Annotated in this window: 7 protein-coding genes; 3 read left to right on the forward strand and 4 right to left on the reverse strand. The window is 56.5% G+C overall.

The genetic code is table 11. The annotated features are described in order from the left end of the window. Nucleotides 1-38: 38 nt before the first annotated feature. Nucleotides 39-2,384, reverse strand: a complete 2,346-nt coding sequence (locus ACOBR2_RS15560) for a GH92 family glycosyl hydrolase (RefSeq protein WP_420237028.1) — start codon at nucleotides 2,382-2,384, stop codon at nucleotides 39-41. Between the two features lie 90 nt (nucleotides 2,385-2,474). Beyond that, nucleotides 2,475-4,532, reverse strand: a complete 2,058-nt coding sequence (locus tag ACOBR2_RS15565; RefSeq protein WP_420237029.1) for a glycoside hydrolase family 20 zincin-like fold domain-containing protein — start codon at nucleotides 4,530-4,532, stop codon at nucleotides 2,475-2,477. Between the two features lie 306 nt (nucleotides 4,533-4,838). Between ACOBR2_RS15565 and ACOBR2_RS15570 the strand changes: the two genes are divergently transcribed. Together ACOBR2_RS15570 and ACOBR2_RS15575 are read left to right on the forward strand one after the other, a co-directional pair. Next, nucleotides 4,839-6,656, forward strand: a complete 1,818-nt coding sequence (locus tag ACOBR2_RS15570) for an MFS transporter (protein WP_420237030.1) — start codon at nucleotides 4,839-4,841, stop codon at nucleotides 6,654-6,656. Nucleotides 6,657-6,811: 155 nt separating this feature from the next. After that, nucleotides 6,812-9,277, forward strand: a complete 2,466-nt coding sequence (locus ACOBR2_RS15575) for a hypothetical protein (protein WP_420237031.1) — start codon at nucleotides 6,812-6,814, stop codon at nucleotides 9,275-9,277. Between the two features lie 74 nt (nucleotides 9,278-9,351). On the opposite strand, the gene ACOBR2_RS15580 is transcribed toward ACOBR2_RS15575, so the two are convergent. Further along, the gene (locus ACOBR2_RS15580; RefSeq protein ID WP_420237032.1) at nucleotides 9,352-10,467 is read right to left on the reverse strand and encodes an SIS domain-containing protein; all 1,116 of its coding nucleotides are present in this window, start codon (nucleotides 10,465-10,467) and stop codon (nucleotides 9,352-9,354) included. A gap of 171 nt (nucleotides 10,468-10,638) precedes the next feature. Between ACOBR2_RS15580 and ACOBR2_RS15585 the strand changes: the two genes are divergently transcribed. Next, entirely contained in the window at nucleotides 10,639-11,424 is a 786-nt protein-coding gene (locus ACOBR2_RS15585) for a DeoR/GlpR family DNA-binding transcription regulator (protein ID WP_420237033.1), read from the forward strand. Nucleotides 11,425-11,443: 19 nt separating this feature from the next. Here ACOBR2_RS15585 and ACOBR2_RS15590 read toward each other — a convergent pair whose 3' ends face one another. Next, nucleotides 11,444-14,062: a glycoside hydrolase family 3 C-terminal domain-containing protein gene (locus ACOBR2_RS15590; RefSeq protein WP_420237034.1), complete on the reverse strand. Its 2,619-nt coding sequence runs from the start codon at nucleotides 14,060-14,062 to the stop codon at nucleotides 11,444-11,446. Between the last annotated feature and the right edge of the window lie 22 nt (nucleotides 14,063-14,084).

Genomic DNA, 14,084 nt, shown 5'->3' on the forward strand with positions numbered 1-14,084 from the left:
CAGTAAAAATGGCCGGAAATATTTTCCCGGCCATTCGTTTATACGCCCAATTGTAGATTAGAGATAGGACGTGATGATTCTTCCTTGCCGAATATCGGGTCGGGTTGAGGGACAAGACGGAAGATGAAATGTCCCCCGCGCTGGACATCGGCATAACTAAACCATGACTTGGTATACGCCCGTCCGTTGAACTTCACATTATGGATGTAGATGCTCTCAGGAGTTGTACGCTGCGCTTCGAAAACTAGTTCCTTGTCTCTAGCCAGACGCAGCGTGACACGGTCGAAGAGCGGCGTCCCAAAGACGTAATGAGCACTGACTGGATCAACCCCATAAAAGCCGATGGCGCTGAGAACGAACCATGCCGACATCTGTCCACAGTCTTCGTTCCCGGCAATGCCATCGGGCGTATTCGAATACATCTTGGTATTGAGAAAGTGAATGCGCTCCTGCGTCTTGGCAGGTTCACCGGCGTAGGCATATAGGTAGGCGATATGCTGGCTTGGCTCGTTGCCGTGCGCATACTGGCCCACCATGCCGGCAATGTCCGGTGGCGCATCGGGCGGAAGCTCTGAAGACATATTGAAGAGCGTATCGAGCTTGGCCACAAACGCTTTGTCGCCACCCATCAGTTGAATGTAGCCGGTTACGTCGTGCTGAATGCCAAATGTGGTCTGCCAAGCATTGGATTCGGTATAGTCTCTCCACTTTTTGAAGTGGCCCATTTCGATCGGATTGAAAGGTAGAGCCCAGGAACCATTCTTGAGTTTGGCACGCAGAAATCCAGTTGACGCATCCCAGTGATGCCGATAGTTGAGCGAGCGAGAAACTAGAGACTTGGCGCTTTCACTGTCGTTGAGTTGAGCCGCAACATGCGCGATGGCCCAATCATCGTAATCGTATTCGAGTGTCTTGGAAACCGATTCCTCTTCGAGATCGGCGGGGATATATCCCAGCGAGCGGTACCACGACAGGCCGCGGTAATGGTCTTCGAAGGCACGTTTCTTCATTGCCTTGTATGCGTCTGGATAGTCGATTCCTGTAAATCCCTTGACGCAGGCGTCGGCGATCACCGCCGCAGAGTGGTAGCCCGTCATGCAGCCGGTTTCCTTGCCTTGCAGTGGCCACACCGGCATACCATGCGGGCTTTCTTGCGCCATGCGGATCAGGCTGTTGACCATGTCTGGAACGCGATCAGTGTGGATGAAAGTAATCAATGGATGTTCGGCGCGATACGTGTCCCACAGTGAGAAGGTTGTGTAATTGCGTTGCCCATGTGCAAGCTGATGAATCTTTCCGTCCATGCCACGATAGCGTCCATCCACATCGTCGAAGAGAGACGGACACAGCATGGTGTGATAGAGAGAAGTGTAGAAGACCGTCTTACGATCAACGTCTGCGGTTTCGATGCGGATCTTGCCCAGTTGATCGCGCCATTGCTGTTCTGCGGCTTGTAGTATCTGCTCGAAATCCCAGCCCGGAATCTCCGCATCGAGATTCTTCAACGCGCCCTCGGTGGACACACCGGAGAGTCCTGCCTTGATGAGAATCTGCTCATCAGCATGGGTCTTGAAATGTGCCACAACCTTTAAATTCTTTCCCCTCAAGTCGCCTGTCGGATTTGCTGTCAAATGGCCATCAAGATAGAAATCTAGGCGATCAAATGGTCGCGAAAACTTGAGTGCAATGAACATCTCACGTCCGGCGGCCCAAGCCTTGGTCGCGTGGCCGGCAAGAATCGTATCGTTGCCAGCAGATCTTACACTGCACCACGCGATGTTATTAGGAAATTTTCCGTATGCATGCGTCAGGTCCAGCAGGATGTGACTGCTTTCGCTGGCCGGAAACGTATAGCGATGAAACCCCGCATGCTCTGTGGCGGTCAACTCCGCTTTTACATTGGAATCGTCCAAAAGCACAGAGTAATATCCCGGATGCGCATGTTCGTTTGCATGGGAAAAACGCGACCGGTAGCCTGTGCCGGGGTGTTTGCGATCACCGGGATGCAAACGCACCTTACCTGTACGCGGAACCACCAGAAAGTCGAGCAGGTCACCGCAACCGGTACCGCTCAAATGAGTATGACTGAAGCCCATGATTGAGTTATCGGAAAGATGATAACCCGAGCACCAATCCCAGTCCGTGTTATACGTGTCTGGACTTAGCTGCACCATGCCGAATGGCACCACTGCTCCGGGGAAAGTGTGGCCATGTCCGCCGGTACCCAAAGCTATATTCACAAAAGGAAACAAGTCTTCATCCTCGGCGTTCGCATTGGAGTTTTTTGCAAATGCTTGCAGCCCAGGCAAGCCTGCCGTAGCAGCCATACCCAATATCGAGAGTCCCCGCATGAGCTCCCGCCGCGTCCATAAATTCGTATCCATGAATGCACTCCGTCTTTGTGAAATATGCTGTGATTACAAGTCGGGTCTGGCGTGTTCATGTGCCAAACGAGATCGCGACGCAGGTGTAACTCAATGCTCGTTTTTGTTCGCTTCTGCTTTGTTGGCTAGAGTCACCGTCGGCAGTCCCAACGCGGAAGCGGAAGGTAAATCCTTGTTCTTTTCAAAGTCTCTGGTGACGGTAGCAAAGCGCTCGCCACGCCGCTGCCATTCTTCGATGCGCAGGTCATAGCGGACGGTCACATTGTCCAGCCAATAAGGTCGGTTCTCACTCAGCCACACTTGCTTGTACTCGTTCTTCGAAGCCGAATATGCATCGCGCAGATCCTGGCAGCGGCCAAACATGCTGCTAATTTCGTCCAGCATGTTATGAACCTCCGAGCTGTGCGCCTGATCGTGCTGACGGAGCAGCACCTGAGCGTATGCCTCCGCAATTTCCTGGCATAACTCAAACTTCAAGCCAATCAGGTCCAGACGGCGCGCACCCATATCCATGGCGGTCAACGCGTCAACTTCCTTCAAGCTGGGATTGGCGGCGCGGGCTTGCTCAATCAGCACAATCGCCTGCTCGGCGTGAATGCGCATTTGAACCGCAAAGGGCAGCACCTTGGCCGATGCTTCCTGACCTTCGGCGCTCCAGGGATCGAGCCAGAAAAGTTGATCACTGTTCAATCCACTCTTCGACTGGCTCAATGCAGCATGAGCGAGCATCAACTCCTTCTCAGCCTGATTGATTTTGCCGCTGGCATCACCATGAAAGAGCTGTCCATAGGCATCCTGATACGCGCTGATTGAACTCTCGCCCGGCTGCCATGCGGCCACCGCGCCGAAGAGCGTGCCGTACCAGTCCATATTGAAGAGGCCTTCGCCATCATCGTTCCAAATGGTGGTCAGAGCGCCCGTCGAACCAAGCCTTTGTCCGTCGCGAATGAAGCCTTGGATATTGCCGAAGGCTGATTGTGCAACCGGAAAGACTTCGTTCCAGTTACCGTCTCCCGGGGCCACCCAGGTCTCGATACCCGCCTTAGCAAAGGGTTCGATCATCTTATCGAATCCTTTGGTGTCCCAATAGTTCCAGGGCACGGCGATCATATCCTTGGGTAAGCCGGCCACGGCCGCAGGGTCGGAGCCACCAATATCTCCCCAGAACAGCAATCGACGATGGAGCGGCGCAAGTTGCTCATGGATCTTCAGCAGGAAATCGACGTAGACCGGTCCGTAGCCCTTGGCTACTACCTGCGGATGCGTGCGACCCACGCCCAGATCGAAGGTCTCATCGGCGCCGATGTGCAGAAAGGGAGAAGGGAACTCGGCAGCAACCTGCGTCAACCAGTCTTTGATCAGGGGCAGCGTACCAGGCTGCCCAGGAGCAAGCACGTGGCCGTGCGGCGTCTCGGCGACATCCTGATAGATGTCGTATTTCAGCACGTGGTGCAGGTGCCCGAATGCCTCCTGTTCCGGCACAATCACGACATGGAACTGGCGGGCATACTGGACAAGCTCGGCAACCTCGACCGGAGTGAGTGCACTGTCCGGCGGTGCGGCCAATGGCTGGTTGGGATAGAGCAAGGTGTGTTCGATATAGGGCGAATAAATGTTGACCTTATAAGAAGCAAAGATCCGGATCTGATGCTTCTGAAACTCCAGCGTGGGAAAAGGGCCGCGAGAAAGATCATCGTCAATGCCGCGATATTTCATTGCTGGCCAGTCACGCACCGTGCCCAGTGGTAGAGTCTGCTTGCTGCCGGGAAGCGGAAGTAACTGCTTGAGAGTCTGCACGCCATAGAAGATGCCGGAGCTCGATGCGGCGACGACCCAAGCCTGATGCGGCTCAACAGCCAGCACGTAGCCTTCGTCCTCCATCTGCGCATCTAGTGTTAGGTGATGCTGTGCCAGCAGATCTTTGGCCTTAGCAGAGCCACTGCGCAGCAAAAGTACCGAATAGGCCGTGCTGCTATTGTCCGCGATAGAAATCTGCGGCCGCGCTGCGTTTTCCAGATCCTGCGCGGCAAACTCGTCCTCGGCGTCATGGCCGGGGACGTTGACCACCATTGATTGCAGCAGCGCAGTTTGGCCGGAAAAATGAGCTTCACGCGGAGCGGGCAGCAACCGCACCTGGGCCACGGCCATAGTCGGAAGTGCAATGAGTAGAGGCAGAGCAATTCTCGCCGCGTGCTTTGTCCGCAGCTTGAGCATTCCAAGCCTCACAACATCGGGAAAGAAACCAGACATATCGCGCACCTCAAAAAATCAACTTAGTGACCGTTTGACATTAATTTGATCATTGTATACTGATCGCACAAACATTCTTCCGTGCCGGATACGCTTTTTTCCGGCTAAAGGCAGCCCGCAGACGACAGGCAAGAATCTTCTGCCTAAAATCCATTTCTTTGCTAGATCTTCACGCCAGTCGTGAGAAAGTTCAGCCAGAGATCCGTGACAAAAGCCTATTCCACGCCTTCCTCCGCCAACGGTGTCGAGAAGCGCCGTTACAATGTTTTTCTTCTGCTGGTTGCCGGTCTGGGCGGCCTGCTTTACGGAATTGATGTGGGTATTATTGGCGGCGCATTGCCCTATCTGGAAGCAACGTCGCATTTGACGGCAGCTCAGCTTTCCGTGATTGTGGCGGCCGTGCTTCTGGGCAGCGTCTTTTCCACGCTGTTTGCGGGCGCGCTGGCTGACTGGATGGGGCGCAAGCCGCTGATGGTGCTGAGTGGCGCAACCTTTGTCCTCAGCATTCCCATCATTGCTCTTTCGCATGGCTATGGTCCACTGTTTTTCGGGCGTCTGTTGCAGGGCATGAGCGGCGGATTTATCGGCGTCGTTGTTCCGCTCTACTTGGCTGAGTGCCTATCGGCGCGTGATCGAGGCAAAGGAACGGGTGCATTTCAGTGGATGCTCACATTGGGCATTGTAGCTGCCGCTCTGGTGGGCATCTATTACAGTTACCGCGTTCAAGCGGTGGCTCTTTCCGCTGATGCCAACACCTTGTTTGACTTCAAGAATCAGGCTTGGCGGCATATCTTCTGGGTATCGCTACCACCCGGAGTTCTGTTTATGCTGGGCAGCCTGATGGTGACGGAGTCGCCACGCTGGCTCTTCCGCCGTGGACAAAAGGAGTTGGCTTACAGCGCGCTGCTGCGCTCACGAACACCAGAACAGGCGCAACTCGAGATAGGAGAGATGGAAGAAACAGCACATCTCGAATTTGCCAAGCTCTCCGCCAACGCGGCAGGAAAGACGTCACGCGGCTCGGTGCTGCATCGCAAGTATGTCATTCCCTTCTTGCTGGCTTGCGTGATTCTGGCCTTCAATACAGCCACCGGCATCAATTCGATCATCGGCTACAACGCCGGAATTCTGTTGCAGAGTGGCCTCTCCGACCTGCAAGCGCACTGGGGCTATGTACTGTTCACCACGGTCAATTTTTTGATGACCATGGTGGGGATGATGCTGGTGGATCGTAAAGGGCGTAGGTTTCTGCTGACGTTGGGCGCGGGCGGAATCATCCTCTCGATGGTTGGGGTGGGGACTCTATTTCTGCGCACGGAAAAAATCAGCGTGGACTCCCGTGATGCAGTGCAAGCGATGGTCGGTCCTAGTCAGGAATTGAGCTTGCACTTCGATGCGGCCGAAGCCAAAATACTGCTGGCGGCAAAGGGCGATACAGGCAAGCAGATCAATGCGGGCCGTGCCTCGATGGCTGTCATCTATGCGTACGGCGGTTTCACGGCGACCACCAACTATGTGCGTTCCGACGACAAAGGTGCGGCCGCGTTGCAAATCAACCGCAGTAGTTGCGTTCCCGATACCAAGATTGCGGCATTCTTCCAGAATCCCTTTGCGAATCTGGATGCGGCCCGCGTTGCGCCGCTGCGGATTGTCAAAGTGCCGATTGGCTTGGTGCCGGACACACGCCACGGTTGGCTGGTCGCCATGGGGCTCTACTTTTATATGGCTTTCTATGCCGTCGGCCCCGGCGTTTGTGTATGGCTGGCGCTGTCTGAGTTGATGCCTACCCGCATTCGCTCCAACGGTATGAGCATCGCACTGTTGATCAACCAACTGGTTTCAACCACATTGGCCGGCATTTTTCTGCCTTTCGTCAGCAAATACGGCTACTCTTCTATGTTCTTTCTGTTTTCGAGTTTCACCGTGGTGTATTTCCTGGTAGCCCTCATATTTTTGCCAGAAACCAAAGGCAAAACGCTCGAAGAGATTGAAGCGCATTTTGAAGGCAAAGCCTGGAAATAAAATGCGGTACTTGTTGTAATTACCAAATCATGCGGTCACGGTAATAGTCATGCTCATCCCATCCTTGGCACAAAAACAAAGATGCGCCAAGGATGGGGTACCCAAAATTGTGGCGGTCAGGACGATCTGGCATGATGGTTCCTACAAGTTGCAGGATGAATCGGTCGCATAACTACCGTGAAGCCGCGTCCCGAATCTTCGTTTTTTTCCTGGCGCAATGTGCTGTGGCGTTGCTGCTTTCCATCGGCTGCGCACGCGCCTGGGCCGAAGCTCCTCTGGATTGCTCGCAAACCATTGTCGTCAGCTCTGCCCAGCTCAACACACCTGAAGCAACCGCAGTTGAAATGCTGCTGGACGAAGCAGGCAAACGTACCACGCAGCGTTGGGAGACGGCGCACAGCTTTCCTGCGCACGACGCAGGTTGCACCATTGTTGTTGGCACGCGTGCGCAGATAGCGCAAGTTCTGCCGACGGCCATTCGCTCAACCTCAATTCTCCCTCCTGATCGACCCGAGGCCTACAGCCTTCATGCGTTTCGTTTGCATTCTCGATCGATGATTGTGATCACGGGTAACGATAATCGTGGCCTGCTTTTTGGCATCGGAGCCTTGCTGCGCAAGTTCTCGTTCTCTGTCGGCAAAGCCACTCTTCCCGCGCCATTGTGCCTGATCGAAGCGCCGCAGAAATCCATTCGCGGCCACCAACTCGGCTATCGCTTCAAAAACAATACCTACGACGCGTGGACGCTCACGCAATTCGAGCAGCAAATACGCGATCTAGCCATCTTTGGCGCCAATACCATCCAGCTCATCGCGCCTAATTCGGACGATGCCGCTGCGAGTCCGCTCTTTCCCGCGCCGCCGCTCGACACCCTGCTGGGCATTTCGAAAATTCTTGCCCGCTACGGACTCAACTGCGACATCTACTATCCCGAGATGGAAGCCGACTACGCCCGTTCAGACGATGTGGCCTGCGAACTGACGCGCTTTGAAGAACTCTTTCGTCAGATTCCTCATGTCGATGCTCTTTGGATTCCAGGGGGCGATCCAGGCCACACACCGCCCGCGCTGCTCTTTCCGTTGATTGCCAAGCAAGCCGCGCTGCTTCACCGCTATCACCCCGACGCGCGCATCTATGTTTCCGCGCAGGGCATGAATAGCAAAGAGTACGAGGAGTTCTATCGCCTGGTAGCGCAACATCCGGGCTGGCTCTCCGGCGTCTTCTTCGGACCGCAATCTCGCGACAGCTTTGAAACCCAGCGCCGTCGCATCCCCGCCAATATCCCTCTGCTCTTTTATCCCGACATCGGCCACACCCTGCACGCGCAGTTCCCGGTGCCGCAGTGGGACCCGGTCTACGAGCTTACGGAAGGCCGCGAACCCATCGACCCACGCCCGGTCGATGAAGCAGTCATTTATCAGCATTTTGCCGCACTGCATACGGGCTTCATCACCTACTCCGAGGGCGTCAACGATGATGTCAACAAGATCCTTTGGACCCAATGGGGATGGAATGCTTCCACCTCCGCACAAAGCATTCTGGAAGATTACGCACGCTTCCTGATCGGCCCACAGTGGACTCAACTCTTCGCGGATGGAATCGTCAATCTGGAGCGGAATTGGCGCGGACCCATTCTGGCGAATCCGCAAATCCACCAGACGTTGCATGCCTTCCAGCAGATGGAGCAATCCATCGACGTACCCAAAGATAATTGGCGTTTCGAAATGGCTTTGTATCGGGCCTACTACGATGCTTTTCTGCAAACCCGGCTCACTGCGGAGACGCTTCAGCAAGCGCAGACTTTTGATCTTTTGCACACAGCCAACAGCACAGACGCCGCACTCAACAGCGCTGAAGCTGCGCTGCAACCACCTGCTACCGTTCCTGGTTCGGAGCTGCGCACGCGCGTCTTCTCTTTGGCGGGAGATCTTTTTCACCACATCGGTTTGCAACTGAGCGTTCAACGCTATGGTGCATCCAACTGGGAGCGCGGCGCAAATCTGGACCGCATCGACATTCCGCTGAACGACCGCGTCTGGCTCCGTCAGGAATTCCGACGTATTCGCGCCTTGCCCGCCACAGAGCAATCTGCTGCGTTGGTGGATCTGGTGCGCTGGGACGCGCCGCCTGCTGGAGTCTTCTACGACGACCTTGGCAACCCGGCGCAGGAGTCGCATCTGGTGCGTGGCGCGGGCTTTGCTGCCGACCCGGAGTTTTATTCTTCCGTCATCGACGGCGTCGCCGACCATACTCCCGAAGATGGCTGGCGCTGGTCGCAGCTCACCTATGCCGAAGCTCTTTACGAGTTTCCGCTGCAGTTGCATTACATGGGGCTGGACCCCAGACAGCGTTATCGCCTGCGCGTTGTCTACGCGGGTGAAGACTACGCGCTGCCGCTGCGGCTCACCGCGAACGGTAGCATCGTGGTTCATGTCGCTCTGCAACGACAAACCAATCCGCAAACCATGGAGTTTGACCTTCCGGCAGAGGCAACCAGCAGCGGCGCGCTCGACCTTGCATGGACCCGGCCAGAAGGATTGGGTGGCAGTGGTCGTGGCCGACAGGTTGCCGAGGTTTGGCTCTTTCCTGTGCTCTCTGGCGACGCAAACTCTGCCCCATAAAAAATTGCCTCGCGGGATTCACTCCGCGAGGCGTTTATTACGGATGATTCCGTATTGTAGGGCTGAAATTCTGCTTACTTCTCTACCACGGCCTTGGAAAGGTTGCGGGGACGGTCAACGTCGACTCCGTGCTCCAGAGCCATGAAGTAAGAAAACAACTGCAGCGGAACGACTTCCAGAATTGGCAACAAATATTCAGAAGCCTGCGGTATAAACACACAGTCCTCGACCAGTTTGACCACTTCCTCGTTGCCGGCATTGGCGATGGCGATCACCTTGGCTCCCTGTGCCTTCATGTCGGCAAGCAGTTGCAGCGTCTTTTCATATCGCTGCACGGAAGCCTTCAATTCATAGTCCACCGTAGCCAGCACCACCAACGGCACTTGGTCGCTGACCAAGGCATTGGGACCGTGCTTCAGTTCGCCGGTTGGATAGCCTTCAGCATGAACATAAGAGGCTTCTTTCAGCTTCAGCGCGCCTTCCCGGGCAATGGCGTAGTGAATGCCCCGTCCCAGATAAAGGAAGGTAGAAGCCGAAGCGAATTTACTAGCCAAACCAGCCATTGTCTCTCGCCAACTATCCAACGCACCGTCAATCTTGGCCGGCAGAGAGCGCAGTTCCTCGATATAGGCGGCCAGCGCAGTCTTTTCGATCCGGCCCAGTCGTTCGCCCTCAAAGAGCGCCAACAGGTAGAGAACGGCCAGTTGGCAGGTGAAGCTCTTGGTGGCTGGAATCGCTCTTTCGACGCCCGCTGCCAGCGGCATCGAAACATCAGCTTCGCATGCCATGGTCGAGGCGGCGACGTTGGTGATCGCCAGTGTCTTCTGCCCGCGCCGACGCGCCTCATGCAAGGCTGCCAGCGTGTCCGATGTCTCTCCTGATTGAGAAAGCACCAGCACGCTGGGGTGGCGCAGATCGCGATTTCCACGGCAACTGTATTCACTGGCATATTCCACATCGACAGCCAGACCACATAAGTCTTCGAGCAAAATTTCTCCAGCCAGACCACTATGCCTGCTGGAACCGCTGGCTGCGATCAGAATTTCGCTTCCGGAATTGGTCCAGGGCGTCAGCCGATTGGCAACCTCCCGGTTCAGGCCCTTGCCGTCCAAGTAAAGAGCCAAGGTGCAGCGAAGCGCCTCCGGCTGTTCGTAGATCTCGCGCAACATTTCATGGGCATAGCTTGGCATCTAGACCACCTCTGTGGGCTGCTGTCGCAGACAAAAATCGTTCAATTACGATCATATAATGCTTAAACGATCATAACGGCGAATTTTTGTGAACCTAAACGACGTTTGTCTTCGATCACTTCTGACATCGCCTCTACACTGCCATGATTCGCAGGTTAGAATCTCAGTGAGATGTCCGAATCCATCAATCGCCGTTCCGAACAGATCATCAAATATCTTCTGAGTGCTGGAACCGCCACCATCGAAGAACTTCTGGCTGTTGCGGGCTCCTCTGCGCCCAGTATCCGGCGCGACCTTGTGCGTCTGGAGAGCCGCGGGCTGATTCGCCGCACGCATGGCGGCGCAACCCTGGTGGAGCCGCTGCTCTACGAACCTTTCCGCTACGACAGCTCCTTCCTGGCGCGCGAACAGCGCTTTGCCGCGGAAAAGCGCCGCATCGGTCTGGCCGCCGCTGAATTGGTGCAAGCCAATGAAACGGTGGGTCTTACGGCTGGAACCACGACCACTCACATTGGCCGCAGCCTGCGCCACCGCGACAAGATTCAAGTCGTCACCAATGCTATTAATATCGGCATGGAGCTTTGCAATCAGCCCGGCATCCGCACTTTTTTGACCGGCGGTGCGGTGCCTTGGGCCTGGTCCTTTTCGCTGACCGGAAACGCCGCGCTGGCCTTTCTCGACGACGTTTATCTGGACAAGGTCTTTCTCAGCGTCACCGGCTTGGATGCCAAGCGTGGAGCGACCACCATGGAGGCCGACGAATCGCTGGTCTTCCGCAAAATGCTCAAGCAATCCAAGCAGGTGATCGTGACCGCGGACTCTAGCAAGCTGGGCAAAGTCAGTTCCGCCTTCATCTGCCCAGTCAATGAAATTCATCTCCTGATCACCGACACCGGAGCCAGCCCGGAAGCGGTCGAACCTTTTGAGAGCCAAGGCGTCCGCGTTCTCAGGGTTTGATTGGATCAGTTTGGTTGGATCAGGGAGCGAGTAACTGCTCTCCGGTCATCTGGAAGGCCGTGCCCGCCTGCTTCGGATCGGAGGGTTGCGATCCTCGCACAACCACTCTGTATCGTCCGCTGCGGATGGCTCGTTTCCCCTCCGCATCCACAGAACTCAGTTGGCGCGGATCGAGCACAAACTGCACTTGTTGCGACTCGCCCGCCCGCAGATGCACGCGGTGAACGCCCTGCAAGCTCAGTCGTGGCGCTCCGGCATCTGGGGGCGGAATCAGATACAATTCCGCTACTTCGTCTCCTTCCCGCTCTCCCACATTCTTCACCGTCGCGCTCACCTGCAGCGGATGCCCCGCCTGCAGGTGCTGCGCGGAGAGTTTCGGCGCGGAATACATGAATTGCGTGTAACTCAGGCCGAAGCCGAAGGGATAGGCGACCGGGCCATCAAAGTAGCGGTAGGTGCGATGTGCCATCGAGTAGTCGGTAAACGCGGGTAAGTCCTTGGCGGAGCGATAGATGGTGACCGGCAAGCGCCCAGAAGGATTGGTCGCGCCACTCAGCAATCGTGCCAGCGCCTTACCACCGGCTTCGCCCGGATACCAGGTCTCGACCAGCGCCTGGACGCTGGAATCAAGCGCTACCGCACTGCCGGAACTGAGCGCTACAATCACCGGTTTGTGCAGCGAAGCGAGAGCTGTCAACAGCTTCTTCTGGGGGGCGGGCAGTTCCAACGTTTCGCGGTCGCCGCCGAAGAAACCTGGCACCTTGATTCCCAAGGCCTCGCCTTCAAGATTGGGCGAGAGGCCGAGCGTTGCCACAATCACATCCGCCTGCGCGGCTGCGGCCACGGCTTCCTGGATCTGCGCTGCGGCGGGTGCCTCCCACTTCAGATGAATGCCCTCATCCTCGCCGGTATGCTCAAGTTCCAGCCGGATCGCGTGCGGATCGGTGGTGGTCCAATGCAGAGTGACGGAGTCGGGGCGTTTCTCGACGCTGCCATCGTCATCGAGCAGCTTGTTGCCGTCCACCCACAAGCGATAGCCGTCGTGTCCCTTGCAGTCGAAACAGCGATCAATGCTTACCTGAAGCCGATAGTTGCCCGCTGCTGGCGGCTGCAATGTACCGGACCAGCGAATCGAGTACACAGGTCCTAATCCAGCCACCGGCTCGATCCGATCCAGATCGAAATCAACGCGCGGGTCTACACGCGTTGCAACGGGCGCGCCCTGAAACTTGGTGTTATTGAAGTACTCAGCGCGCAAACCCGGCTGCGCATCGCTCTGCAGCGCCGTACGCGCCACGGGAACCGCAACGCCCTCTGCCAGCACCGAGCCTTGCGCGTAGCTGAGCTGCGCAGTGGCGGGCAGTCCATCCCGCAATCCCTCGAAAATCGTCTTGGGGTTCTGCGCGGTTCCGTGATAATTGGCCTCGATCACTTCGAGCAGATCACCGGTGGGACCGATCACAGCTACGCGTTTGCCAGCAAAATCGTAGGGAAGCAATCCATAATTCTCCAGAAGGACCATTGATTCTTCGGCTGTCCGCAGCGCCAGTCCGCGGTTGGCCGGTGTATCGACGGCATCAGCGGCAATCGTCGCATAGGGAGAGCACGAGACCGGTTGCAGCATTCCTAGCCGTAAACGGGCCAGCAGCAGCCGGTGCAGCGCCTGATCCACATCGTGCAGGGTAATCAGGTTTTGCTGGAGTGATTCATTCAAGTGCTGATAGGTGCTGCCGCAATCCAGATCCACGCCCGCTTTCAATGCTGCGGCCGCGCCATGCGCATCGTCGGCGGTATAGTGCAGGAACTCGGTGATTTCATCGACAGCATCGCAGTCGGAAACCACGTAGCCCGCGAATCCCCACTGCCGACGCACGCGCTGCTCGATCAACGCGGTGTTGGCGCAGGCCGGGGTGCCGTTGATTGCGTTATAGGAACACATCATGGCCTCCGCATGAGCGTCGCTGGTCACGATGCGAAAAGCGGGCAAGTAGGTATCGGCCAGATCCTGCGCGCTCACCTGAGCATTGAAGCCGTCGCGCAGTGACTCCGGACCGCTATGCGCCACAAAGTGCTTGGGAGTGGCATCGGCACGGCGATAAAAACCCTCCGGCCCCTGGATGCCGCGAATAAATCCGCCGGCCAGCAGGGAAGTCAGATACGGGTCTTCGCCATAGGTCTCCTGGCCGCGCCCCCAGCGTGGATCGCGAAAAATGTTGATGTTGGGCGACCAGATGGACAGGCCCGCGTAGCGAGGTGAATCGGCATTCTGGTGGGGATTGAACTTGGCGCGCGCCTCGGTTCCCACCACTTCGCCCACTTGCTGCAGCAGCGCTGGATCAAAGGTTGCCGCCAGACCGATGGCCTGCGGAAACACCGTGGCATAGCCGTTGCGCGCGATGCCGTGCAAGCCCTCGTTCCACCAGTTATAGGCCGGAATCCCGAGTCGAGCAATCGCTGGAGCACGATCCTGCAACTGCGCAATCCGCTCTTCCGGTGTCATCTGCGCAATCAGCCCGTCGATCTGTCGGTCCAACTCCACCGGTGTCAGGCTTCCCGCACATTCCCGCAGGGTAGGCCCCGATTGCGCGAACGATAACATCGCCGCGAAGAGCAGCGACAGAAAAAGCAATTTCGTCATGGTTTCCGCTCCGTTCATCATC

This window comes from Telmatobacter bradus, from assembly GCF_048629425.1.
Taxonomy (GTDB): Bacteria; Acidobacteriota; Terriglobia; order Terriglobales; family Acidobacteriaceae; genus Telmatobacter; species Telmatobacter bradus.

Bases quoted from the DNA above. Each gene is read 5' to 3' on its own strand.
- ACOBR2_RS15575 (WP_420237031.1), top strand. From the start codon at position 6,812: ATGAATCGGTCGCATAACTACCGTGAAGCCGCGTCCCGAATCTTCGTT.
- ACOBR2_RS15585 (WP_420237033.1), top strand. From the start codon at position 10,639: ATGTCCGAATCCATCAATCGCCGTTCCGAACAGATCATCAAATATCTT.
- ACOBR2_RS15560 (WP_420237028.1), bottom strand. From the start codon at position 2,384: ATGGATACGAATTTATGGACGCGGCGGGAGCTCATGCGGGGACTCTCG.
- ACOBR2_RS15580 (WP_420237032.1), bottom strand. From the start codon at position 10,467: ATGCCAAGCTATGCCCATGAAATGTTGCGCGAGATCTACGAACAGCCG.
- ACOBR2_RS15565 (WP_420237029.1), bottom strand. From the start codon at position 4,532: ATGGCCGTGGCCCAGGTGCGGTTGCTGCCCGCTCCGCGTGAAGCTCAT.
- ACOBR2_RS15590 (WP_420237034.1), bottom strand. From the start codon at position 14,062: ATGACGAAATTGCTTTTTCTGTCGCTGCTCTTCGCGGCGATGTTATCG.